This window comes from Pandoraea sp. PE-S2T-3 (genome assembly GCF_002179965.1).
Lineage (GTDB): Bacteria > Pseudomonadota > Gammaproteobacteria > Burkholderiales > Burkholderiaceae > Pandoraea.
On record NZ_NGUQ01000037.1, the window covers coordinates 1,045,943 to 1,066,879 of the forward strand.

17 protein-coding genes are annotated in these 20,937 nt (G+C 63.5%); 8 read left to right on the top strand and 9 right to left on the bottom strand.

The annotated features are described in order from the left end of the window. Positions 1-37 precede the first annotated feature (37 nt). The 5 genes from CDV46_RS26600 to CDV46_RS26620 all read left to right on the top strand — a co-directional run bounded on the left by CDV46_RS26600 (position 38) and on the right by CDV46_RS26620 (position 6,950). On the top strand, positions 38-508 hold the full coding sequence (locus tag CDV46_RS26600; RefSeq protein ID WP_058378910.1) for a Cd(II)/Pb(II)-responsive transcriptional regulator: 471 nt from the start codon (positions 38-40) through the stop codon (positions 506-508). Positions 509-915: 407 nt separating this feature from the next. Beyond that, on the top strand, positions 916-2,181 hold the full coding sequence (locus CDV46_RS26605) for an NAD(P)/FAD-dependent oxidoreductase (protein WP_087726039.1): 1,266 nt from the start codon (positions 916-918) through the stop codon (positions 2,179-2,181). 309 nt (positions 2,182-2,490) lie between these two features. Next, entirely contained in the window at positions 2,491-3,825 is a 1,335-nt protein-coding gene (locus CDV46_RS26610; protein WP_087689053.1) for a putative bifunctional diguanylate cyclase/phosphodiesterase, read from the top strand. Positions 3,826-3,831: 6 nt separating this feature from the next. Further along, positions 3,832-5,535, top strand: a complete 1,704-nt coding sequence (locus CDV46_RS26615; protein ID WP_087726040.1) for a sensor domain-containing diguanylate cyclase — start codon at positions 3,832-3,834, stop codon at positions 5,533-5,535. A gap of 47 nt (positions 5,536-5,582) precedes the next feature. Beyond that, positions 5,583-6,950 (top strand): phospholipase A, encoded by a 1,368-nt coding sequence (locus CDV46_RS26620; protein ID WP_254916235.1) that lies wholly within the window; start codon positions 5,583-5,585, stop codon positions 6,948-6,950. A gap of 15 nt (positions 6,951-6,965) precedes the next feature. On the opposite strand, the gene CDV46_RS26625 is transcribed toward CDV46_RS26620, so the two are convergent. Beyond that, a complete protein-coding gene (locus tag CDV46_RS26625) occupies positions 6,966-7,388 on the bottom strand; it encodes an EamA family transporter (RefSeq protein ID WP_087689055.1) in 423 nt (140 codons plus the stop codon). Between the two features lie 119 nt (positions 7,389-7,507). On the opposite strand from CDV46_RS26625, the gene CDV46_RS26630 reads away from it, so the two are divergent. Further along, positions 7,508-7,726, top strand: coding sequence for a DUF1289 domain-containing protein (locus CDV46_RS26630; RefSeq protein WP_087726041.1), 219 nt, complete (start codon positions 7,508-7,510; stop codon positions 7,724-7,726). Here the strand turns inward: CDV46_RS26630 and CDV46_RS26635 are convergent. From CDV46_RS26635 to CDV46_RS26660, 6 genes are all read right to left on the bottom strand, one after another. Further along, entirely contained in the window at positions 7,704-9,146 is a 1,443-nt protein-coding gene (locus CDV46_RS26635) for an aldehyde dehydrogenase family protein (RefSeq protein WP_087726042.1), read from the bottom strand. The two genes, CDV46_RS26630 and CDV46_RS26635, sit on opposite strands and share 23 nt — an antisense overlap. A 174-nt stretch (positions 9,147-9,320) precedes the next feature. After that, positions 9,321-10,916 (bottom strand): ABC-F family ATPase, encoded by a 1,596-nt coding sequence (locus CDV46_RS26640; protein WP_087689057.1) that lies wholly within the window; start codon positions 10,914-10,916, stop codon positions 9,321-9,323. 208 nt (positions 10,917-11,124) lie between these two features. Beyond that, a complete protein-coding gene (locus CDV46_RS26645) occupies positions 11,125-12,276 on the bottom strand; it encodes a BMP family ABC transporter substrate-binding protein (protein WP_058378918.1) in 1,152 nt (383 codons plus the stop codon). Between the two features lie 35 nt (positions 12,277-12,311). Further along, complete coding sequence (locus tag CDV46_RS26650) at positions 12,312-13,241, bottom strand: ABC transporter permease (protein ID WP_087689058.1); 930 nt, start codon at positions 13,239-13,241, stop codon at positions 12,312-12,314. Positions 13,242-13,251: 10 nt separating this feature from the next. Then, on the bottom strand, positions 13,252-14,358 hold the full coding sequence (locus tag CDV46_RS26655) for an ABC transporter permease (RefSeq protein WP_441339356.1): 1,107 nt from the start codon (positions 14,356-14,358) through the stop codon (positions 13,252-13,254). A gap of 101 nt (positions 14,359-14,459) precedes the next feature. Beyond that, entirely contained in the window at positions 14,460-16,091 is a 1,632-nt protein-coding gene (locus CDV46_RS26660; protein WP_087726043.1) for an ABC transporter ATP-binding protein, read from the bottom strand. Between the two features lie 132 nt (positions 16,092-16,223). Between CDV46_RS26660 and CDV46_RS26665 the strand changes: the two genes are divergently transcribed. Beyond that, positions 16,224-17,162: a LysR substrate-binding domain-containing protein gene (locus CDV46_RS26665; protein WP_058378922.1), complete on the top strand. Its 939-nt coding sequence runs from the start codon at positions 16,224-16,226 to the stop codon at positions 17,160-17,162. 248 nt (positions 17,163-17,410) lie between these two features. On the opposite strand, the gene CDV46_RS26670 is transcribed toward CDV46_RS26665, so the two are convergent. Together CDV46_RS26670 and CDV46_RS26675 are read right to left on the bottom strand one after the other, a co-directional pair. Next, complete coding sequence (locus CDV46_RS26670; protein ID WP_087726044.1) at positions 17,411-18,769, bottom strand: 8-oxoguanine deaminase; 1,359 nt, start codon at positions 18,767-18,769, stop codon at positions 17,411-17,413. Further along, complete coding sequence (locus tag CDV46_RS26675; protein WP_087689061.1) at positions 18,769-20,136, bottom strand: nucleobase:cation symporter-2 family protein; 1,368 nt, start codon at positions 20,134-20,136, stop codon at positions 18,769-18,771. Before CDV46_RS26675 ends, CDV46_RS26670 begins: the two co-directional genes overlap by 1 nt. 435 nt (positions 20,137-20,571) lie before the next feature. On the opposite strand from CDV46_RS26675, the gene uraH reads away from it, so the two are divergent. Then, positions 20,572-20,922, top strand: coding sequence for a hydroxyisourate hydrolase (gene uraH, locus CDV46_RS26680; RefSeq protein ID WP_058378925.1), 351 nt, complete (start codon positions 20,572-20,574; stop codon positions 20,920-20,922). The last annotated feature ends 15 nt before the right edge of the window (positions 20,923-20,937 follow it).

Genomic DNA, 20,937 nt, shown 5'->3' on the forward strand with positions numbered 1-20,937 from the left:
CTCCATTCAAAACCCTGTAGTCACTACGGAGTCAAGCATGAAAATCGGTGAACTGGCGCGTGCGGCCGAGACCGACGTCGAAACCATCCGCTATTACGAGCGGGCCGGGCTGCTGGCCGCCCCGCCGCGTACCGACGGGGGGTATCGCACCTATGGCACGGAGCATCTCGAAGCCTTGCGCTTCATCCGTCACTGCCGCTCGCTCGATATGCCGCTGGCCGATGCCAAGCGGCTGGGCGAACTCGCGCACGACACGAACGTGACTTGCGAGGATGCCAATCAACTGATCGAAGCGCATCTGACGCGCGTTCACGCCCGCATCCATGAATTGCAGGCGCTGGAGCAACAGCTGCTGCACTTGCAGGCGCAGTGCCAGAGCCGGCACGACACCAGCGACTGCGGCATTCTGCGCGCGCTGATGCAAGGCGCCCACGGCGAGGCGTGTGCCTGCCATAACGACACCGATCCCATTGCGGTGGCGTGCGAGCACGATCACCAGCACGCTTGAATGTCGCTGTCGCTGTCGCATTGACGAGACACCCGGCGGCGTGTCTCGACCGCCTACGGCACGCGCCGGTCAAATGGTTCGCAAACCGACAAAGTGTGCCGTGCCCGCCTCGGCGCGAACTGCGGCATCATGCCGCGCCGCCTCCCCCTCTCTCCATTTCGCGCGCCCGGCCGATGCCGGGCCGACGCATTTCGGAGCACGCATTACGTTGAACGCCGCGATGATTGTGATGAATCGTGGGTTTGCAAGCCGAAACACGGGCAAAACCGCATGTTTTCTATACAATGTCCCGGCACGTTTCATGCGGGTTGCCTTACATTCCCTTTTAATGACGTTCGCTCGCCGCTTTTAAATGCGCGTCGATATGTCGTAATCCGTCTCAATTTTCCCCATTTGCCGGAGACCTTATGTCCAGCGACGCATCCGCTACGCCCACTCCCGCGACGGAGCACAGCGCCGACATCGTCATCATGGGAGCCGGCGCGGCAGGCATTTCCGTGGCAGCAAGCCTGCGCCGCCGCCGCCCGTCGCTCTCGATCACGATCGTCGATCCGGCCGACACGCATTACTACCAGCCCGCCTGGACACTTGTCGGCGCCGGCGAATTCGATCAAGCGCGCACGGCGCGCCCGATGTCGAGCGTCATCCCCGAAGGCGTGACCTGGCTTCAGGTCGCCGTCACCGCCTTCGCACCGGAACACCAACAGGTCTTGCTCTCCGATGGCCGCCGCCTGAGCTATCGCTACCTGATCGTCGCGCCGGGCCTGCAATTGAACTGGGAAGCCATCGACGGTCTGACGGAAACGCTCGGCCGCAACGGCGTGACCTCGAACTACCGCTTCGACCTCGCCCCTTACACATGGTCGCTGGTCAATCAGTTCTCCGGGGGCAACGCCCTGTTCACGCAGCCGCCGATGCCGATCAAGTGCGCCGGTGCACCGCAAAAAGCGATGTATCTGTCGGCCGACACGTGGCGCTCGCGTGGCTTGCTCGACAAGACCAAGATCGAATTCCATCTGGTCGCGCCCGCCCTCTTCGGCGTCAAGGATTACATTCCGGCGCTCATGGAGTACGTGAAGCGCTACAACATCTCGCTGAATCACCTCTCGCATCTGCGTGCCGTGGATGGCGAGCGCCGCGTGGCGCGTTTCGAAATTTTCGATGCCGACGGTCAGTCGCAATTCGTCGACAAGCCGTTTGATCTGCTCCACGTGGTGCCGCCGCAAAGCGCGCCCGACGTGCTGCGCGCGAGCCCGCTGGCCGATGCGGCCGGCTGGTGCGAAGTCGACCATGCAACGCTGCGTCACCCGCGCTTTGCCAACGTGTTCGGCCTCGGCGACGCCATCTCGGCCCCCAACGCCAAGACCGCCGCGGCGGCACGCAAGCAGGCCGTCGTCGTCGCCGAGAACCTGCTCGCCGCCATGGACGGCCGCCCGTTGCCGCTGCATTACGACGGTTACGGCGCCTGCCCGCTCACGGTCGAGCACGGCAAGATCGTGCTGGCGGAGTTCGGCTATGGCGGCAAACTGCTGCCGACATTCCCGATCGACGGCACACATCCCAATCGTTTTGCATGGGTATTAAAGAAATACGTGCTGCCCAAGGTGTATTGGGATTACATGTTGCGTGGACGCGAGTGGCTGGCGCAACCCAGTCGCCCGGGCCATAGGTGAAACCCGGACTTAATTTTTAAAGTCGGGTGCCGTTAAAGGTCAAAGGACCCGGTTTTCGCGACCGGGCACGAGCTTCTTGTCGGGCCACGCCTTGCGCGCGGTCTGCCGGAAAACGGGGGTGCCTCGCATGGGGCTGCCAATGCATCGCCTGTTACCGGCCGACACATTTACGCGTCTTATGCAGAACATGATTCAAGGGTTTCCTGGCGGCACGACCTGTTCGACGCGTGGGCTTCACCGGTTCGCCGGCCTGACACGCGAGAATGACCTGCGTTCAACCCTACGGGCGACGTCAGCCTGCCTGCCGAGATGAACGATACCAACGCGCTGCGCCGGCAAGTCGTACTGGCCGATCTGTTGCTGGATCGCCAGCGGCTGCTGCGCGCCCTCAGCCTTGAGCTACGCACGCCCAGCCCGCCCGGCAGTCACAGCGCTCTCGTGGTGCTGCACGTCGGGCGCGGTCAGCGCACGGCCACCAATCAGCAAGCCATTTCCGATGCCGATCTGCTCGCCACGGTGGCGTTTCGCATCGGCTCGCGCATTCGGCGGCGCGACCTGATCGGGCGCGTCTCGGAACAACAGATTGCCGTGCTGCTGCGCGACCTCGGCAGCCGTGAAGCCGCCGTGCAGATCACCCGCCGTTTTATCCGTGCCGGTGAATCGCCCGTGCCATGCGGCAACGGCTTGCTCTACCCGATTGTGTCCGCAGGCATCACCCACCTGCCGCAGGTGCCGGTGTGGCCCGCCACGTTGCTCGAACACACGTCGGAAGTGGCCGATCTGGCCATTCGCGAGAGCGCGGCACGCTTCCTGGTCACCGACGCGCCCAGCGCACCGACCGAAGGCGTCACACCACCGGACGACGCCGGCAACGAGCACTACTGGCGCAGCGCCATTGGCCGCGCGCTTTCGGGCTCGGAATTCCGCCTGCACTACCAGCCGCAAATCGACATGCGCACGCACCGGCTGACCGGTCTCGAAGCGCTGATTCGCTGGCAGCGCGATGACGAACTGATCATGCCCGGCGAATTCATCCCGGCCGCCGAGCGTTGCGACGTGATCGGCCCGATCGGCGAGTGGACGCTGCACGAAGCCTGCCGCCAGCTCGACCAGTGGCAGACCAACGGCGAGGAATATCCGCGCGTGGCCGTGAATCTCTCGGCCCAGCAGATGCGCGTGCAGACGCTCGAGACCGTGCGCTACGCGCTCAAGCATCACCGTGTGCCGCCCGACAAGCTGGAAATCGAGATTACGGAATCGTCGTTGATTTCGCATCTGGACGAGGCGGCCACGCTCATGAACGAACTCGTGGCGATGGGCGTGCGCCTGTCGCTCGACGACTTCGGCACGGGCTATTCCAGCTTTGTGCGCCTGAAGCGCTGGCCGTTCGGTACGGTCAAGATCGACTATCAGTTCGTGGCGGGCGTGCTGCTCGGCGGCTACGACACCGAGTTGATCCGCGCCATCATCGCCATCGCTCGCAAACTTGAAATCGAGACGGTGGCCGAGGGCGTAGAGACGAGCGCACAACGCGATGCGCTTGCGCAACTCGGCTGCCACGCATGGCAGGGGTATCATTGCACTCGGCCCTTGCCACCCGGTCACATCGAGACGTTCATCCGAGACTGGCACGGACGTCTGTAATCGTTTTTGCCGTTGCTCAACGCCTTCAACACCTTCCTGTCGCGCCGCCGCGCCGTGCCTGTCCTCGTTCGCGGCTTCGTCATGCTCCTGTGCGTGTTTGCCGCGTGGGGCCTGGCGCGCTTCGCCGCCGATCAACTGGTGGCGAACCGCTCGGCGCGTCTGCTCGCCGAGGAACGCAGCGTCGCCACCCGGCTCGCGCGCGGCACCGTGCATACGGTCAATCAGGATCTGATCCTCATTCGCGGAATCCCGCAGGTGCTCGCGCAGATCTCGCAGATTCAGCATGCGGCCGCCGACATCGCCGATCACCCCTTGACCGATCTGCCCCATGAGACGGCGCGCGAGAAGCTGCTCGCCAACGCCGCACTCAAGCCCGTGAACGAACTGCTGCGCGCCGCCCAGTTGTATTTCGGCGCCGATCTCGTCTGGCTCGGTACCCCCGATGGCGTCACGATCGCGTCGAGCGACGCCAACAGCCCCAACCCGCTCGTCGGCGACAATTACGGCGACCGGGGCTACTTTCAATCGGCCGTGCTCGGTACGGCAGGCCAGCAATACGTGATCGGGCGCAAGACCCGGCTGCCAGGCATCTACTTCACGGCCCCTGTCTATCAGGACGGCCGGCTCGTTGGCGTCATGGTGGTCAAGCTGGGGTTGCGCCGGTTGTCGCACTGGGTCGATACGGGGGCGTCGTTCGTCACCGACGTCAACGGCGTGATCGTGCTGGCCAACGACCCGACCTTCACGGGGCTGGCCGTGCCCGGCGCGCCGGTGTTCAAGATGTCGCCGGCCGAGCGCCGCCACCTTTATCAGCAGGACTACTTCACGGTCGTGCCCATCGAGGACTACGACCCGGCCCCCGGCACGCCGCCGTTCATGCTGCCCGGCACCGGAGGGGAACCGCAGGCGCAACACGACCCGGATGCCGCCGATCTGGTGCGCGTGCGCCCGGACAATCAGCCTTATCTGCTCGAATCCGCCCCGTCGATGGATAGCGAGCTGGTGATCTACACGATGAGCGAGGTGCCGACGCTGCGCAGCCTGTTCATCGAGCGCCAGCGTTACGCCGTGCTGATGTTTGGCCTGATGTTGAGTTCGGCGGGCGCCCTCGTCCTGCTGATTCGACATCTGCGACGCGGCAAACTTCAGTTGTCCGACACACTGGCCAAGAATGCCGCGCTGGAGCACGAGGTGAAGTACGACGCCCTCACCGGCAGCCTCTCGCGCGGCCACTTCCTGAAACGCCTGCGCAGCGAGGTCAATCAGGCCAACGCCACGGGCGTGCCGGCCTGCATCATCCTCGTCGATCTGGACCACTTCAAGCAGATCAACGACACATGGGGGCACGGGCTCGGCGACACCGTACTCGCCACGTTCGTGCGACTTTGTCACGATTCGTTACGCGAAGATGACATCTGCGGTCGTTTGGGGGGCGAAGAATTCGCTATTATCCTGAGTGGCGCCACCGAAGCCCGTGCCTTCGATGCTGCCGAGCGCTTGCGCGAAGCGGTTCGCGCGGCGCGTATCAATGTCGATGGACGCGCACTTCAGTTCACGATCAGTGCCGGGGTCGCACAGTGGCACGCGGGCGATGACGATAACGCCTGGCTGCAACGTGCCGACGCCGCGCTGTATCTTGCCAAATCTCGCGGGCGCGATCGCTGCGCACGCGAGTCCGACCTCCGGGTGCTCACCCGAGGCGGCTCGTAACTGACTTCGGGCTTGCCGGCCCGGGGTCGACAACCCAGACCGGACCGATGCCCAAGACGAATCTCGCCACGTTCGCCACATCCACCACGTTCGCGCCATGGCCGCTGCGTGCCATGCAGATCGGTGCCGCCCTCTGTGTCGCGTTCAGCACCGCCGCGCACGCCGATCTGTCGCTGCTGCAACCGCCGCGCGCCCTTACCGGCGGCGCACCGTTGCAACTGACGCTGCTCGTGACGCAAGACGCGCCGGGCCGCAAGACCGTCAAGCTGCCCGACGAAATCGTCGTGCGCATTTCCAACGACGATTTCAAGCCGACGCTGCTGCATCTGAAGCGCGCCGCCGTCGTCCCGGCGCAAGTCACGCTCTCGAACGGTCAGTACCGGCGTATCTCCTACGCGGCTGAATTGCCCAAGGAATTGCGGGGCACCGTGCGTCTGGAACCGGTCGACTGGGACGCCTCGATCACGACCATCGTGCTCGATCGCGCCGCCCCCGCCGAGCCGATGGTGGCCGCCGCACCGGCGCCCGCGAGTGGCGCGGCTGTCGCAGCGGCTGCGGCCGGGACCGGCGGCGCGGCGGTTGCCGCTGCCACCGACGCGGCCAGTGCCGCCAATGCGACCGCCGCGCCCGGCACACCCGGCACGTCGACGGCGCCCGCCAGCGCCACCGCCGATGCGATTGCCCCGACGGCCGACACCGAATTCGCGCGCATCTCGTCGCATGAGCCGATGTACATCGCGTTCGGCAAGAACGGCGACGCCAATGCGCGCTTCCAGTTGAGCTTCAAGTTCCACATTCTCAAGCCGGATAATCCGTCGTCCAAATCATTCCTCGACAACCTGTACTTCGGTTACACGCAGTTGTCGATCTGGGATCTGGAGGCGGAATCGGCACCGTTCCGCGATTCGAACTACCGGCCGAGCCTGTTCTATTACATCCCGGATACCGGTCTTCGCGCGGGCTGGTTCTCATCGCTTGGCGTGGCCGCCGGTGTCGAGCACGAGTCGAACGGCAAGGCGGGCCCCGACTCGCGCAGCATCAATACCGTCTTCGTCAAACCGATCTTCACCTTCGGCGATCCGGCGGAGTATCACTGGACGGTGGCGCCCAAGCTGTACGCGTATGTCGAGAAGGCCGACAACCCCGATATCCAGAACTATCGCGGCTACATGGACTTGCTGGTGCTGTGGGGCAAGCCGAACGGCTGGCAGGTCGGTGCCACGCTGCGCAAGGGCATGAAGCGCAACTACGGCAGCGTGGATGTGCAGGTGACCTACCCGCTCGGCAAGCTGATTTCGGGCGCAGGCGGCTATATCTGGATCGGGTACTTCACCGGCTATGGCGAAGACCTGCTCGATTACAACCGCCATTCGCCATCGCAGGTGCGTATCGGCTACAGCGTGTTCCGCTGGTAACCGGACGATACGACGTTACAGCACGAGGACCAGCGCGCCGGCGACGATCAATGCGCCGCCGAGCGCCTCCTTGAGCGAGAACGGCTCACCGAGCACCACCCAGCCGATCAGCATCGCCATCGCGACGCTGAGCTTGTCGAGGGGCGCCACGCCCGAGACGGGGCCGAGTTGCAGCGCCCGGAAGTAACACAGCCAAGACAGCCCCGTCGCCACCCCGGACAGCACGAGAAACAGCCACGTGTTCGCCGTCAGACTAGTGGGGCGCTGCCATTCGCCGCGCATGCCGACAATGGCGAGCGTCACCGCGAAGATGATCACCGTGCGGATCAGAGTGGCCATGTTCGAATTGACCTGCGCCACCCCGAGCTTGCCGAAAATCGCCGTGAGTGCAGCGAAAAACGCCGAACCGAGTGCAAAAAGTTGCCAACTCCGCAGCATTTGAAAATCTCCCGAGCCTGCCGTGGCATCCGCCGGATGCCAGCAAGTAATCAATCTGTGATGGGCGACGTCGGCGATGCGATAATGACGCCTGTCCCACCTCCCTGAATTGCTCCGACATGTCCGAACTGCACGACCGTCCCGACAGCCCCTGCATTGGCATTTGCTCCACCCTGTTCGACGAGGTCTGCAAAGGGTGCGGCCGTACCGCGTACGAAGTGTCGAACTGGGTGTTTCTCAACGAAGAGGAGAAGCGCGCCATCTGGGAGCGCATCACCCGCGAAGGCACGGCGATGCGCTTTTGCGACAACGGGACTACGACTTCGTCGACGCCGTAACCTTGAATTGCAGCGATTTATATTCGAGGAATTCTTCGAATCCATAAACGCCGTTTTCGCGGCCATTGCCCGATTGCTTGAAGCCGCCAAACGGCGCGGCTACGTTGAACTCTCCGCCGTTGATGCTCACCTGCCCAGTGCGGATCCGGCGCGCCACGCGCGCCGCACGTGCCTCATCCGCTGACCACACCCCGCCTGCGAGTCCGTAAATCGAGTCGTTGGCGATGCGCACCGCATCGGCCTCGTCCTGATACGTGATGATCGTGAGCACCGGCCCGAAGATTTCCTCCTGCGCGAGCGTGCTGTCCGGCGTGACACGGCCGAGCACGGTCGCCTGCACGAAGAAACCGGCCTCGAAGCCTTCCGGTACCGCGTCGCCACCGGCGATCAACTCCGCCCCTTCCTCCAGCCCCTTGCGAATGTATGACTGCACGCGCTCGCGCTGTGCCGCCGACGCCAGCGGCCCGAGCCGCGTCGCATCTTCGCGCGGGTCACCCAGCGTGAAGCGCGCAACCGATTCCTTGGCGAGTGCCTTCACTTCGTCGTAGCGCGTCGCCGGGACGAGCAAGCGCGTATGCGCCGCACACGTCTGCCCTGAGTTCAGGTAGCAGGCGTTGAGCGTGCCTTTCACGGCTGCCGCCAGATCCGCATCGTCGAGCACAATCGACGCGGACTTGCCGCCCAGCTCGAGCGCGACCCGCTTGACCGTTTGCGAGGCCACTTCCGAAACACGTTTGCCTGCGCGCGTGGAGCCCGTGAAGGACACCATATCCACGTCGGGATGCCGTGCCAGCACTTCGCCCGCAACCGGCCCCAGCCCCGTCACGAGATTGAATACGCCCGCCGGCAATCCGGCCTGCTCGATGACTTCGGCGAGGATGAACGCGTCGAACGGCGCGACCTCCGATGGCTTGAGCACCGCCGTGCAGCCGGCGGCGAGCGCCGGTGCGACTTTCACCGTGATCTGATTGAGCGGGTAGTTCCACGGCGTGATGGCACCGACCACACCGACCGGCTCGCGCACCACCAGCGAGTTACCAACCTGCGCCTCGAAGACGAAGGTCTGCGCGAGTTCGGCGTAGTGGCGCCAGTGCTGAACGGGCGCCGCGACCTGCACCGCGCGCGACACGCGAATCGGCATACCGGTCTCGCCCGTGATGACCTGCGCGAGTTCCTCGCCACGTGCTTCGAGCCCATCGGCGATCTTGCGGAGATACTCGGCGCGCTTGGCCGGGGGCGTGGCAGCCCACGTGTCGCGCGCCTTGACCGCAGCGGCAACGGCGGCTTCCGTGTCGGCGGCAACACCTTCCGGAATGCGGCCCATCAGCTTGCCGTCGGCCGAATGAAAGACATCGAGCGTGCCGGTGCCGATCGGTGCGACCCACTGGCCGTCGATGAAAAACTTGTCCTGAGTGATCATGTGAGGTCTCCTGCTCGCAGCGTGACAGCAAACGTCAATTGTAGTCGCGCGCGATGAACGCACGGGGTAACGTCACGAGGTAAACGCAAACAGGGCGCCTGCAATGCAAGCGCCCTGTTTGTCGTTGTGAATCTAACGATGCGTTACGACAGTGTGTTATGTCAGCGCGTTACGTCAGATCTCCACGCCTTGGCTGGACAGATACTCGTCGTAGGTACCGGCGTAATCGACCAGCGTGCCGTCGCTCTTCACTTCGATGACGCGCGTCGCCAGACCTGACACAAATTCCCGATCGTGCGAGACGAACACCAGCGTGCCCGGATACTTGTCGAGCGCGATCTGGAGCGATTCGATCGACTCCATGTCCATGTGGTTGGTCGGCTCATCCATCATCAGCACGTTGTGGCGGCCGAGCATCAGCTTGCCCCAGATCATGCGGCCCTTCTCACCACCGGAGAGCACACGCACCGACTTGCGCACGTCGTCGCCACCGAACAGCAGACGGCCCAGCGAGCCACGAATCACCTGATCGTCGTCGCCTTCCTTGCCCCACTGCGTCATCCAGTCGGTCAGGTTCAGATCCTGCGGGAACGCTTCCGACGTGTCTTGCGGCATGTAACCGATGTTGGCGTTCTCGGCCCACTTCACGTTACCTGCATCGACCGGCAGGTCCGACATCAGGCTGCGCAGCAGCGTCGTCTTGCCGGCACCGTTCTCGCCGATGATGGCCACACGCTCGCCGGCGCGCACTGCACCGGTGTAGTTCTTGAAGATCGGACGCTCGTACGACTTGCCGATGCCCTCGAATTCGAACGCGAGGTTGTGCAGCTTCTTCTCGTATTCGAAGCGGATGAACGGGTTCTGACGCGACGACGGCTTGACGTCTTCCACCTTGATCTTGTCGATCTGCTTGAGACGGCTGGTTGCCTGACGCGCCTTCGACTTGTTCGCCGAGAAGCGGCGCACGAAGTCTTGCAGGTCGGAGATACGTTCCTTGGCCTTCGAGTTCGCCGCCATCTGACGCTCGCGAGCCTGTGCCGACGCCAGCATGTAATCGTCGTAGTTGCCCGGGTAGACCGTCAGCGTGCCGTAGTCCATGTCGGCCATGTGCGTGCACACGGCATTCAAGAAGTGGCGATCGTGCGAAATGATGATCATGGTGGAGTTGCGCTCGTTGAGCACATCTTCCAGCCAGCGGATCGTGTTGATGTCCAGGTTGTTGGTCGGTTCGTCGAGCAGCAGCACGTCCGGGTTCGAGAACAGCGCCTGTGCCAGCAGCACACGCAGCTTCCAGCCCGGCGCGACGTTGCTCATCGGGCCCTGATGCTGATCCGTCGGAATGCCCACACCCAGCAGCAGCTCACCGGCACGCGCTTCGGCCGTGTAGCCGTCGTACTCGGCGAACTTCGCTTCGAGTTCGGCCGCGTGCATGTAATCGTCGTCGGTGGCTTCCGGGTTCGCGTAGATGGCGTCGCGCTCGCTCATGGCGGCCCACATTTCCGTGTGGCCCATCAGCACGACGTCGAGCACGCGCATGTCTTCGTAAGCGAACTGATCCTGCTTGAGCTTACCGAGGCGCACGTTCGGTTCGAGCATGACGTTCCCGCCACTCGGCTCCAGGTCGTCGCCGAGGATCTTCATGAACGTGGACTTGCCGCAGCCGTTCGCGCCGATCAGGCCATAACGGTTGCCCCCGCCAAATTTGACGGAGATGTTCTCGAAGAGCGGCTTGGCGCCGAATTGCATGGTGATATTGGCGGTAGACAGCACTGGCGGTATCCGGAAGATGAGGTGCGGCGGCACGAATTTGCGCCACGAAACCTGACATTTTAACACCGATGCGTGTCTCTCGCCGTCACATGGCGAATCGGGAACGTATGAATCGCCCCAAAGAAAAAACCGCCGGGGTCACCGGCGGTTTCTCTGCCCGCAACACCTGCCGGGCCAGCCATTTCACCATCCAACGATGGTAATGGCGTTATTGCTTCGGCAGCGTGCCCTCGACGCCTTCCACGAACCAGTTGATCTGGTGCTTCTCGTCGTCGTTGAGCGTCTTGCCGGCCGGCACGATCTCCTTGCCGTCCTGTCCCTTGAGCGGGCCGGTGAACGGGTCGTACTTGCCGTCGCGAATCGCGTCGTGACGCTCGGTCACGGCCTTGCGAACGGCTTCCGGCACGGCCTTGTCGTTGATGGCCACGAGGTTGATTTCGTCTTCCTTGATGCCGCCCCAGACCGGGGTGTTCTTCCACGAACCCTGCATCACTTCGTCAACCGTGCGGATGTAGTACTTGCTCCAGTCGATCGCGGCCGAAGCCAGATGCGCGTTCGGGCCGAACTTGCTCATGTCCGAATCCCAGCCGAAGGCGTGAATCTTCTTCTCTTCGGCCACTTGCATGACCACGGCCGAGTCGACGTTCTGCATCAGCACGTCGGCGCCCTGCCCGACCAGCGACTCAGCCGCCTGACGTTCCTTGCCCGGATCGAACCAGCTGTTGATCCACACGACCTTGACCTTCACCTTCGGGTTGGCTTCGCGCGCGGCGATCGTGAAAGCGTCAATATTGCGAATCACTTCCGGAATCGGCACCGAGGCCACGTACCCGATCACGTTGGTCTTGGTGACGCGGCCACCGACCACACCGGCAAGATGCGCGCCTTCATACGTGCGCACGTCGTACGTGCCGAGGTTCGGCGCGGTCTTGAAGCCCGTGGCGTGCTCGAACGTCACGTCCGGGAAATCGGCGGCCGTCTTGACCATCGAGTCCATGTAACCGAACGACGTGCCGAAGATCAGCTTGTTGCCCTTGCTGGCCAGATCGCGGAACACGCGTTCCGAGTCGGCACCTTCCGGCACGTTCTCGACACGGGTCACGCTCACCTTGTCGCCGTACTTGGCTTCGACGGCCTTCGCGCCTTGCTCGTGCGCGAACGTCCAGCCAGCGTCGCCCGGGTTGCCGATGTAGACAAACGCCACACCGACCGGGCCCTTGCCTGCCGGAGCGGCCGACGCGGCTTGCGCGTCGGATGCGGCGGCCGGTGCGCTGGCCGTGTTGTTATCCTGCTTGCCGCAGGCCGAAACCAGCATGGCGGCCGCCAGGCTCGCCATCGTGATCAGGACTTTACGTCGCATCGATTTTCTCCTCGGTATCGATTGATTGAGTTACTTCAAGAGCCAGCAAAAAACGGTTTGCCCAGCGACGCCGGGGCATTCAGGCGAATGGTCTGGCGATTGCGTGAAATGATCACCAGCACGACGATGGTTGCCACATACGGCAGACTCGCGAGTGCCTGCGACGGAATACGGATGCCCATCGCCTGCGCCTGAAATTGCAGCGCCATCACCACCCCGAAGAGCAGCGCGCCCAGCACGGTACGCCCCGGACGCCATGTCGCAAACACCACCAGCGCCAGCGCGATCCAGCCGCGCCCGGCCGTCAGGTTTTCCTGCCAAAGCCGCAGATAGCCCACGGAGTAATACGCCCCAGCCAGCCCCGACATCGCCCCGCCGAACAGCGTGGCGAGATATCGAATCCGCACGACCGGATAGCCGATCGCATGCGCCACCGACGGCGCTTCGCCCACCGAGCGCAGTACCAGCCCGGCCCGCGTGCGATAAAGGAACCACGCAATCGCTACCAGCAGTACTGCCGCCAGATAGCCGAGCGGGTTCAGCGAAAAGATCGAGGGCCCCAGCACCGGGATCGACGACAGCCCGGGAATCGGCAGGTCGCGCAACATCGGGATCGTCGCGTCCGTGTAAGGGCGCCCGATATAGGCCGATAATCCCACGCCGAAAATCGTCAATGCGAGGCCCGTCGCGACCTGATTGGCCATCAACGTCAGCGTGAGCCACGCGAACACGGCCGACATCGCCACGCCCGCTGCAATGCCGGCAAGCACGCCGAGCCAGAGACTGCCGGTCACGACCGTCACGGCGAAGGCGCCGATGGCCCCCATCAGCATCATCCCTTCGACACCGAGATTGAGCACGCCCGACTTTTCGGTCACGAGCTCGCCCAGCGCAGCCAGCATCAGCGGAATCGCCGCGATGACAGCACTTGCGGCCAGCGGCGTGAGCAGATTGATCCAGTCCATGCCGCGCTCCTCAGACGCTCTGCGCGGTCGCGCGGGCGCGACGACGCAGTCGGTAATTCACGAAAACGTCGCAGCCCAGCAGGCTGAACAACAACAGCCCCTGAAACACGCCGCTGATCGCCTTGGGCAATTGCAGCGAGGTCTGCACCGCTTCGCCGCCGAGATAGAGCAGCGCCATGAGCAGGCTTGCAAGCACGATGCCGACCGGATGCAGCCGCCCGACAAACGCCACGATGATGGCCGTGAAGCCGTAGCCCGGCGCCCACGTCGCCTGCAACTGGCCCACCGGGCCCGCCACTTCGCCCGTGCCTGCCAGCCCGGCGGCCGCGCCGCCGATGAGCAGCGCCAGCCAGACGGCGCGCGGTTCCGAATACCCGGCGTAGCGCGCGGCGAGCGGCGCGAGGCCCCCCACTTCCATGCGATAGCCCGCAAAGCTCTTGCGCATGAAGAACCACGCGGCGGGCACGGCCACCACCGCCATGAATACCGAAGCGTTCAACCGCGTGCCGCGCCACGGCGCCCAGCGCCAGTCGCCGAAGAAGCGCGGGAACAGCGCGTCACGGCTGAAGTTGATCGACTGCGGGAAGTTCATGCCGTGCGGGTCCTGCCACGGCCCGCTCACCAGATAGATCAGCAATTGCGTGGCCACATACGTGAGCATCAGGCTCACGAGAATTTCGTTGGCGTTGAACTTCACGCGCAGCAAGGCCGGGATGGCCGCCCACAACATGCCGCCGACTGCCCCCGCGAGCATCATGAGCGGCAGCAGCCACGGGCCGCCATGACCGTCGAAATGAATCGCGACGCCCGAGGCGAAGATGCCGCCGAGCAGCAACTGCCCTTCCGCCCCGATGTTCCACACATTGGCGCGATAGCCGATCGCCAGCCCCAGCGCGATCAGACACAACGGCGAGGCCTTGAGCAGCAGCTCCGACCAGCCGTTCAGGCTGCTGATCGGCGCGAGGAAGAACGCCGCCATCGCCTGCGCCGGGTTCTTGCCCAGAAAACTGAAAATGAGCACGCCGCCCGCCAGCGTGATGAGCGTCGCTATCAGCGGCATGGCGAGCCGCATGGTGCGTGAGGGACTTGGCCTTGGCTCAAGCGTGAAATCGAGCATGATGTCTGGTCTTGATGGAAACGTTGCAGTGCCCGCATCGGCGCGGGCGACCGTTAATGCTTGAATGGATGCTTGAATTGATGCCTGACTTAATGCGTGCGTCAGGCCGCGCGCTGACCGGGGCCGCCGGGGAACATCCCCGCCATCCACAGGCCGATTTCGCGCGCGTCGGTCTGTTCGGGCTTGCGCATTGGCGACAGACGCCCCTGCGCGAGCACCGCGATCCGGTCGCAAATTTCGAACAATTCGTCGAGTTCTTCCGAGAGCACCAACACCGCCACGCCGCGCGAGGACAGGTCGAGCAACTGCTGGCGGATAAAGCTCGCCGCACCCACGTCCACGCCCCACGTCGGCTGTGCCACCACGAGCACCTTCGGCTCTTGCAGGATTTCGCGGCCAACGATGAACTTCTGAAGATTGCCGCCCGACAGGCTCTGTGCCGCCGCGTCCGGGCCGCCGGCCTTCACGTTGAAGCGCTCGATGCACAGCGAGGCAAAGCGCCGCAGCGCCCCACGACGAACCCAGCCGCCACGCAGCAAGCCAAGATGCGCCGTCCCCGATGCGCCGAGCAGCGCGTTATCGGTCAGCGACATGCTGGGCACGGCACCGCGCCCCAGACGCTCCTCCGGGACGAACGCCAGCCCGAGGCGACGGCGGGTCGCCGCCCCCATCCGGCCGACGGCCCGGTCGTTGAGCTTCACCGCGTCAGGCCGGCCGGTGCGGGCCTCGCCCGAGAGCGCCGCCAGCAATTCCGCCTGCCCGTTGCCGGACACCCCGGCAATGCCGACGATCTCGCCCGCATGCACATCGAGCGTCACGTCGTGCAGCGAGGTGCCGAACGGGTCTTCACTGGCGAGCGACAAATTCTGCACCGACAGCAGCACGTCGCCGGGCTGATGCGCCCGGCGCTCGATCTGCGGCAATGCCCGCCCGATCATCATTTGCGCGAGGGTCTCGGCCGTCTCGTCGCGTGGCACGGCATGACCGGACACCTTGCCCGCGCGCAGCACGGTCGCGCGGTCGCAGAGATCGCGAATTTCGTCGAGTTTGTGGCTGATGTAGACGATGCTGCACCCTTCGGCGGCCAGCCGGCGCAGCGTCGTGAAGAGTTTCTGTACGGCTTGCGGCGTGAGCACCGACGTGGGCTCGTCCATGATGAGCAGACGCGGGTTTTGCAGCAGACACCGCACGATCTCCACCCGCTGGCGCTCGCCGACCGACAGGCTGTGCACGTGCCGCGCCGGGTCGACTTCCAGCCCGTACTGCGCCGACACTTCGCGAATCCGCGTGGCCAGTGCCTTCAGATCGTGGCCGGCATCGTCGAGTGCCAGCGAGATGTTCTCGGCGACGGTGAGCGTCTCGAACAGTGAGAAATGCTGAAACACCATGCCGATGCCGAGCTTGCGCGCGGCCGCCGGGCTCTCGATGCGTACCGGCTCGCCTTCCCAGAGAATTTCGCCCGCGTCGGGCCGCACGGCACCGTAGATGATCTTCATCAACGTGCTCTTGCCTGCACCGTTTTCGCCCAGTACGGCGTGGATCTCGCCGGGCAAGACGCGCAACGCGATGTCGTCGTTGGCCACCACGCTCGGATAGCGCTTGGTGATGCCGGTCAGCGTCAGACGCGGCGTCGATTGCAAAGGAGATGTCACGGCGGGAAGTCTCGGTCCGGGGCTTGGGCGGTCCGAAAATACCCAATTCGCGGCGAAATGTCGAGCGCGTGTCAATAACATGGCAGTTTCCCGAAGCGAACCAGCTATTGTGGTGATAGGGGCTTTCCGCTATAGAGTCGGCCGGCGCTTATGCCTCATAATGTTTTACTTATGCAATCCCGGGTCCGACATATTCGGATCGTTATATTAGTCATGAGCCAAAACCGCGAACCGATCGATACTTATTTGCTGCGCGTCTTGCATACCTTGCTGATCGAGCGCAGCGTCACGCGTGCGGCCGTCAAGCTGAACCAGTCGCAGCCGGCGATTAGCGCCGCCCTGCGCCGCCTGCGCGACATTACCGGCGACCCGCTGCTCGTGCGCGGCAAGCAGGGCATGGTACCGACCGAATACGGCCAGTCGCTGCTGGAACCGACGCAAAACGCACTGCGCGAGATCGAACGCATTACGGTGCAGCAATCGAACTTCGATCCGGCGACCACGGTGCGCACGTTCCGCATCGGCTCGCCCGACTATCTGAATACCCTCTTCGTGCCGACCGTCGTCGAGCGTTTTCGTCAGCAGGCCCCCAACGCACAGCTTGAACTGCATTCCCTCGGCCCGGCGTTCGACTACGAGCACGCGCTCGAAGACGGCAAGGTCGATATCGTCATCGGCAACTGGCCCGAACCGCCGGAGCAGCTTCACCTCTCGAACCTGTTCGTCGACCAGATCGTGTGTCTGGTGCGCAATACGCACCCGTTCGCCAAACGCGGCCTTACGCTCGATCAGTACCTTGCCAGCCCGCATCTTGCCCCGACGCCCTATTCCGTCGCGCAACGCGGTGCCATCGACATGCATCTGGCCCGCGAGCGTCTCAAGCGCAACGTGGTCGTCACGATTCCGTACTTCAATCTGGCGCCGTACGTGCTGCTGAAGTCCGATCTGATCTTTACGACGACACGTCTCTTTGCCGATCACTACGCCGAGTTCCTGCCGCTGACGGTGGTCGAAGCGCCAATCGACTTCCCGCCGATGCAGTACTACCAGTTGTGGCACGAACGCACGCACTACTCGGATGAAGTGCGCTGGCTGCGCAGCGTCATCTCGGATGCCACGCGCACGCTGCTCGAAACCCGCACCCTGCCCTGATTCTGTTGTGATCTTGTGTTAGCTCGGCCGTAGTTCGGCCGTACTTCTGCGGCACATCGGCTTCATCCTGCTGTAAATCCCAATCTTGTATTCATCGCCTTGCCGGTTTTTACCGGCGGAGCGGCCCCCACCGCTCCGCCGAACCGCAAGGCAGCGTTCCCCATGCACGAGAACGCCGCTAAGGCCTCCTGATATCCATTGCCACGCTCGGCCACACACCATGAATATGCGGCCGGTGTGGCAACGTTTTATCGGGAAGCCTCGGCCAGTTGCCGCGCCAGCGCGTTGTGACGCGTGACGAGGGTCGGCAGATCGAGCGTCGTCAGACGCCCCTCGCGCACCACCACTCGCCCGTTCACCACGCTGTACGCAGCTTGTCCGGGATTACAGAAAACCAGTGCCGCCACGGGGTCGTGCAGGCCGCCGGCCATGCCGACACCGCGCGTGTCGAACGCCACGAAGTCGGCCGCCATGCCGGGGGCCAGCACGCCGATATCGTCGCGGCCCAGTACGCGGGCCCCGCCGATGGTGGCAATCTCCAGCGCTTCGCGCGCCGTCATCGCATTCGGCCCGAAGCCCACGCGCTGCAACAACAACGCCTGACGCACTTCGTTGATCATGCTGGCGGCATCGTTCGACGCCGAGCCATCCACGCCCAGCGAGACAGGCACGCCCGCGTCGCGCATCCGGCGCACCGGCGCGATGCCCGACGCAAGACGCATGTTCGAGCACGGACAATGCGCCACGCCGGTGCCAGTCTTGGCAAACAGCGCAATCCCCGCGTCATCGAGCTGCACGCAGTGGGCATGCCACACGTCGTGCCCGACCCAGCCGAGGTCCTGCGCGTACTCGGCAGGCGTCATGCCGAACTTCTCGCGGCTGTAGGCGATGTCGTTGACGTTTTCGGCCAGATGGGTATGCAGCGACACGCCATAGTGACGCGCCATCGTCGCCGATTCGCGCATCAGGTCACGGCTCACCGAGAACGGCGAGCACGGCGCCACCACCACCCGCAACATCGAATACCGGCCCGCATCGTTGTAACTCTCGATCAGGCGCTGCGTATCTTTGAGGATGTCAGCCTCGCGCTCGACCACGCGATCAGGCGGCAGGCCGCCCTGACTCTGGCCCACGCTCATGCTGCCGCGGCTCGCGTGAAAACGCATGCCGATCTCACCGGCGGCTTCGATGCTGTCGTCGAGCTTGCAGCCGTTCGGATAGATATAGAGGTGATCGCTCGACGTCGTGCAGCCCGAGAGCAGCAATTCGGCCATCGCCGTCTGCGTCGACACGCGAATCATTTCCGGCGTGAGATTGGCCCACACCGGGTACAGATTCGTCAGCCAGTTGAACAGCTCGCCATCCTGCGCCGCCGGAATGGCGCGCGTGAGGCTTTGATACATATGGTGGTGCGTGTTGACCAGACCGGGGATCACGACGTGCCCGGCCAGATCGAGCACCTCGTCGGCGGTCGCGGGCAGCGAGTCGCTGCTCCCCACGGCCACGATGCGGTTGTCTTCGACGTAGATGCCGCCGCGGGCGATTTCCCGGCGACCGGCATCCATCGTGACGACAACTTCCGCGTTTTTGACGAGCAGCGATTTCATCAGTGCGCCTCCAGCCCGAGACCGTTACCGTTCTTCTCGCCGTGGCCGTTGGCTGCCGGTGCCTTGAAGCCATTGAAGTAGGCGTTCAGGATCACCGCCGACAGCGTCGCCAGCAGAATGCCGCTATGGAGCAACGGAGCCAGTTGTTCCGGCATCTTTGCGAAGAACTTGTTCGATGCGACCGGAATCATCGCCATGCCGATGCTGATGGCCACGATGTACAGGTTGTAGCGATTGTTGTTGTAGTCGACCTTGGTCAGGATCTTGATGCCGGTAGCCAGCACCATGCCGAACATGACCACGCCGGCGCCGCCCAACACGAACTGCGGAATCGAAGCGACCACCACCGACATCTTCGGAATCAGGCCGAACACCAGCAGAATCACGCCCGCCGCCGCACACACCCAACGGCTCTTCACGCCGGTCACGCCGACCAGACCGATGTTCTGCGAGAACGAGGTATGCGGGAACGTGTTGAACAAGCCGCCGATGACCGTTGCCACACCATCCACACGCAGACCGGCCACGAGTGCCTTTTCATCCACCGGCTTGCCGACGATTTCGCCCAGCGCGAGGAACATGCCCGTCGATTCGATGAACGTGATCAAAATCACGATGGTCAGCGTAGTAATCGCCCACGGATCAAACACCGGCATGCCGAAGTGGAACGGCATCACCACGTCGAACCACTTGACCTGATCGAGACCGTCGAAGCTCACCTTGTGCAGCATCAGCGCGATGGCGAAGCCGAACAGAATGCCCAGCAGCACGGCGATGTTAGAGAAGAAGCCCTTCACGAAACGTGTGATCAGCAAGATGAAGATGAGCACCGCGAACGACACGCCCAGATAGACCGGATCGCCGTAATCGGGGTTGCCCACGCCACCGGCCGCCCAGTTGATGCCCACGCCAATGATCGTCAGACCGATCGACGTGATCACGATGCCCGTCACGATCGGCGGGAAGAAGCGCAACAGCTTGCCGATGAGCGGGGCAATGAGCGTGCCGATGATGCCCGAGGCAATCGTCGCGCCGAAGATGCCGGGCAGGCCTAGCGCCGGGTTGGTGCCGATGGCAAGCATCGGACCGACCGCCGCAAACGTCACCGCCATGATGACGGGCATGCGAATACCGAAGCGGCCCACGCCCACGCTTTGCAGCAGCGTGGCGATACCGCAGCACATCAGGTCGGCGGAAATCAGGAAAGCAATCTGATCCTTGGGCAAGCCCAGGGCGCCGCCAATGATCAGCGGCACAGCGACCGCACCCGCATACATCACCAACACGTGTTGCAGGCCCAGCATGAACAATTTTGCGATCGGCAGTCTCTCGTCGACTGGATCGACGGTTTTCGTTGTCACACTCATTGCGTCTCCATCCCAGGGGGGCTGTTTGATTGATTTTTTGGGGTGGCTCAATGGTGCAGGTCGACGCCTTTTGCGGCAAGACCACCGGGGGCTATAGTGTTTTTTTCATAGAACGTATGCATGAATGCTTATCTTGAGTTTCGGGTTTTCCCCAAGAATGCACGTAGCCATTGGGCTTTCCGGGCAAATCATCGATGGCCGGGTCACCGCATCATGCGGATACTGTTATAGACCGCATAACAGAACCCCATAGTGGTCCAAAAAATCCTCAATCCGGTGCATGCTGAGCGCGCTTGCCATCTTCAGGCAGTCACTTGATGCGCGTCATCTTTTTGTCTGGCGTGACATGGTATGTGCGCGTTTTTATCTTTGGTATTGCGCGCGTTGCCGGGTCGCCATCTCCCTACAATGCACCCATCCATCACAGGAGACACCATGGGACGACTGACTACCCACGTACTTGATACATCGCACGGCAAGCCTGGCGCGGGCATCCGTGTCGAGCTGTGGCGCGTGGACGGCGAGCGCCGCTCGCTGCGCGACGTGCAGACCAATAACGACGGCCGCTGCGACAAGCCGCTCCTCGAAGGCGAAGAGTTCGTCGCGGGCGAATACGAGCTGGTTTTTCACGCAGGCGACTACTTCGCGGCACAAGGCGTGGATGTTCCGGCGCCGCGTTTCGTCGATCGCGTTGTTTTGCGCTTCGGCATTGCCGAGCCTTCGCAGCACTACCACGTGCCCCTTCTGGTGTCGCCGTGGAGCTTTTCCACGTATCGCGGTAGCTAAACCTAATAACCGCGG

Bases quoted from the DNA above. Each gene is read 5' to 3' on its own strand.
- CDV46_RS26605 (WP_087726039.1), top strand. From the start codon at position 916: ATGTCCAGCGACGCATCCGCTACGCCCACTCCCGCGACGGAGCACAGC.
- CDV46_RS26630 (WP_087726041.1), top strand. From the start codon at position 7,508: ATGTCCGAACTGCACGACCGTCCCGACAGCCCCTGCATTGGCATTTGC.
- uraH (WP_058378925.1), top strand. From the start codon at position 20,572: ATGGGACGACTGACTACCCACGTACTTGATACATCGCACGGCAAGCCT.
- CDV46_RS26650 (WP_087689058.1), bottom strand. From the start codon at position 13,241: ATGGACTGGATCAATCTGCTCACGCCGCTGGCCGCAAGTGCTGTCATC.
- CDV46_RS26670 (WP_087726044.1), bottom strand. From the start codon at position 18,769: ATGAAATCGCTGCTCGTCAAAAACGCGGAAGTTGTCGTCACGATGGAT.
- CDV46_RS26635 (WP_087726042.1), bottom strand. From the start codon at position 9,146: ATGATCACTCAGGACAAGTTTTTCATCGACGGCCAGTGGGTCGCACCG.
- CDV46_RS26675 (WP_087689061.1), bottom strand. From the start codon at position 20,136: ATGAGTGTGACAACGAAAACCGTCGATCCAGTCGACGAGAGACTGCCG.
- CDV46_RS26600 (WP_058378910.1), top strand. From the start codon at position 38: ATGAAAATCGGTGAACTGGCGCGTGCGGCCGAGACCGACGTCGAAACC.
- CDV46_RS26655 (WP_441339356.1), bottom strand. From the start codon at position 14,358: ATGCTCGATTTCACGCTTGAGCCAAGGCCAAGTCCCTCACGCACCATG.
- CDV46_RS26620 (WP_254916235.1), top strand. From the start codon at position 5,583: ATGCCCAAGACGAATCTCGCCACGTTCGCCACATCCACCACGTTCGCG.
- CDV46_RS26660 (WP_087726043.1), bottom strand. From the start codon at position 16,091: ATGTTATTGACACGCGCTCGACATTTCGCCGCGAATTGGGTATTTTCG.
- CDV46_RS26665 (WP_058378922.1), top strand. From the start codon at position 16,224: ATGAGCCAAAACCGCGAACCGATCGATACTTATTTGCTGCGCGTCTTG.
- CDV46_RS26645 (WP_058378918.1), bottom strand. From the start codon at position 12,276: ATGCGACGTAAAGTCCTGATCACGATGGCGAGCCTGGCGGCCGCCATG.
- CDV46_RS26610 (WP_087689053.1), top strand. From the start codon at position 2,491: ATGAACGATACCAACGCGCTGCGCCGGCAAGTCGTACTGGCCGATCTG.
- CDV46_RS26625 (WP_087689055.1), bottom strand. From the start codon at position 7,388: ATGCTGCGGAGTTGGCAACTTTTTGCACTCGGTTCGGCGTTTTTCGCT.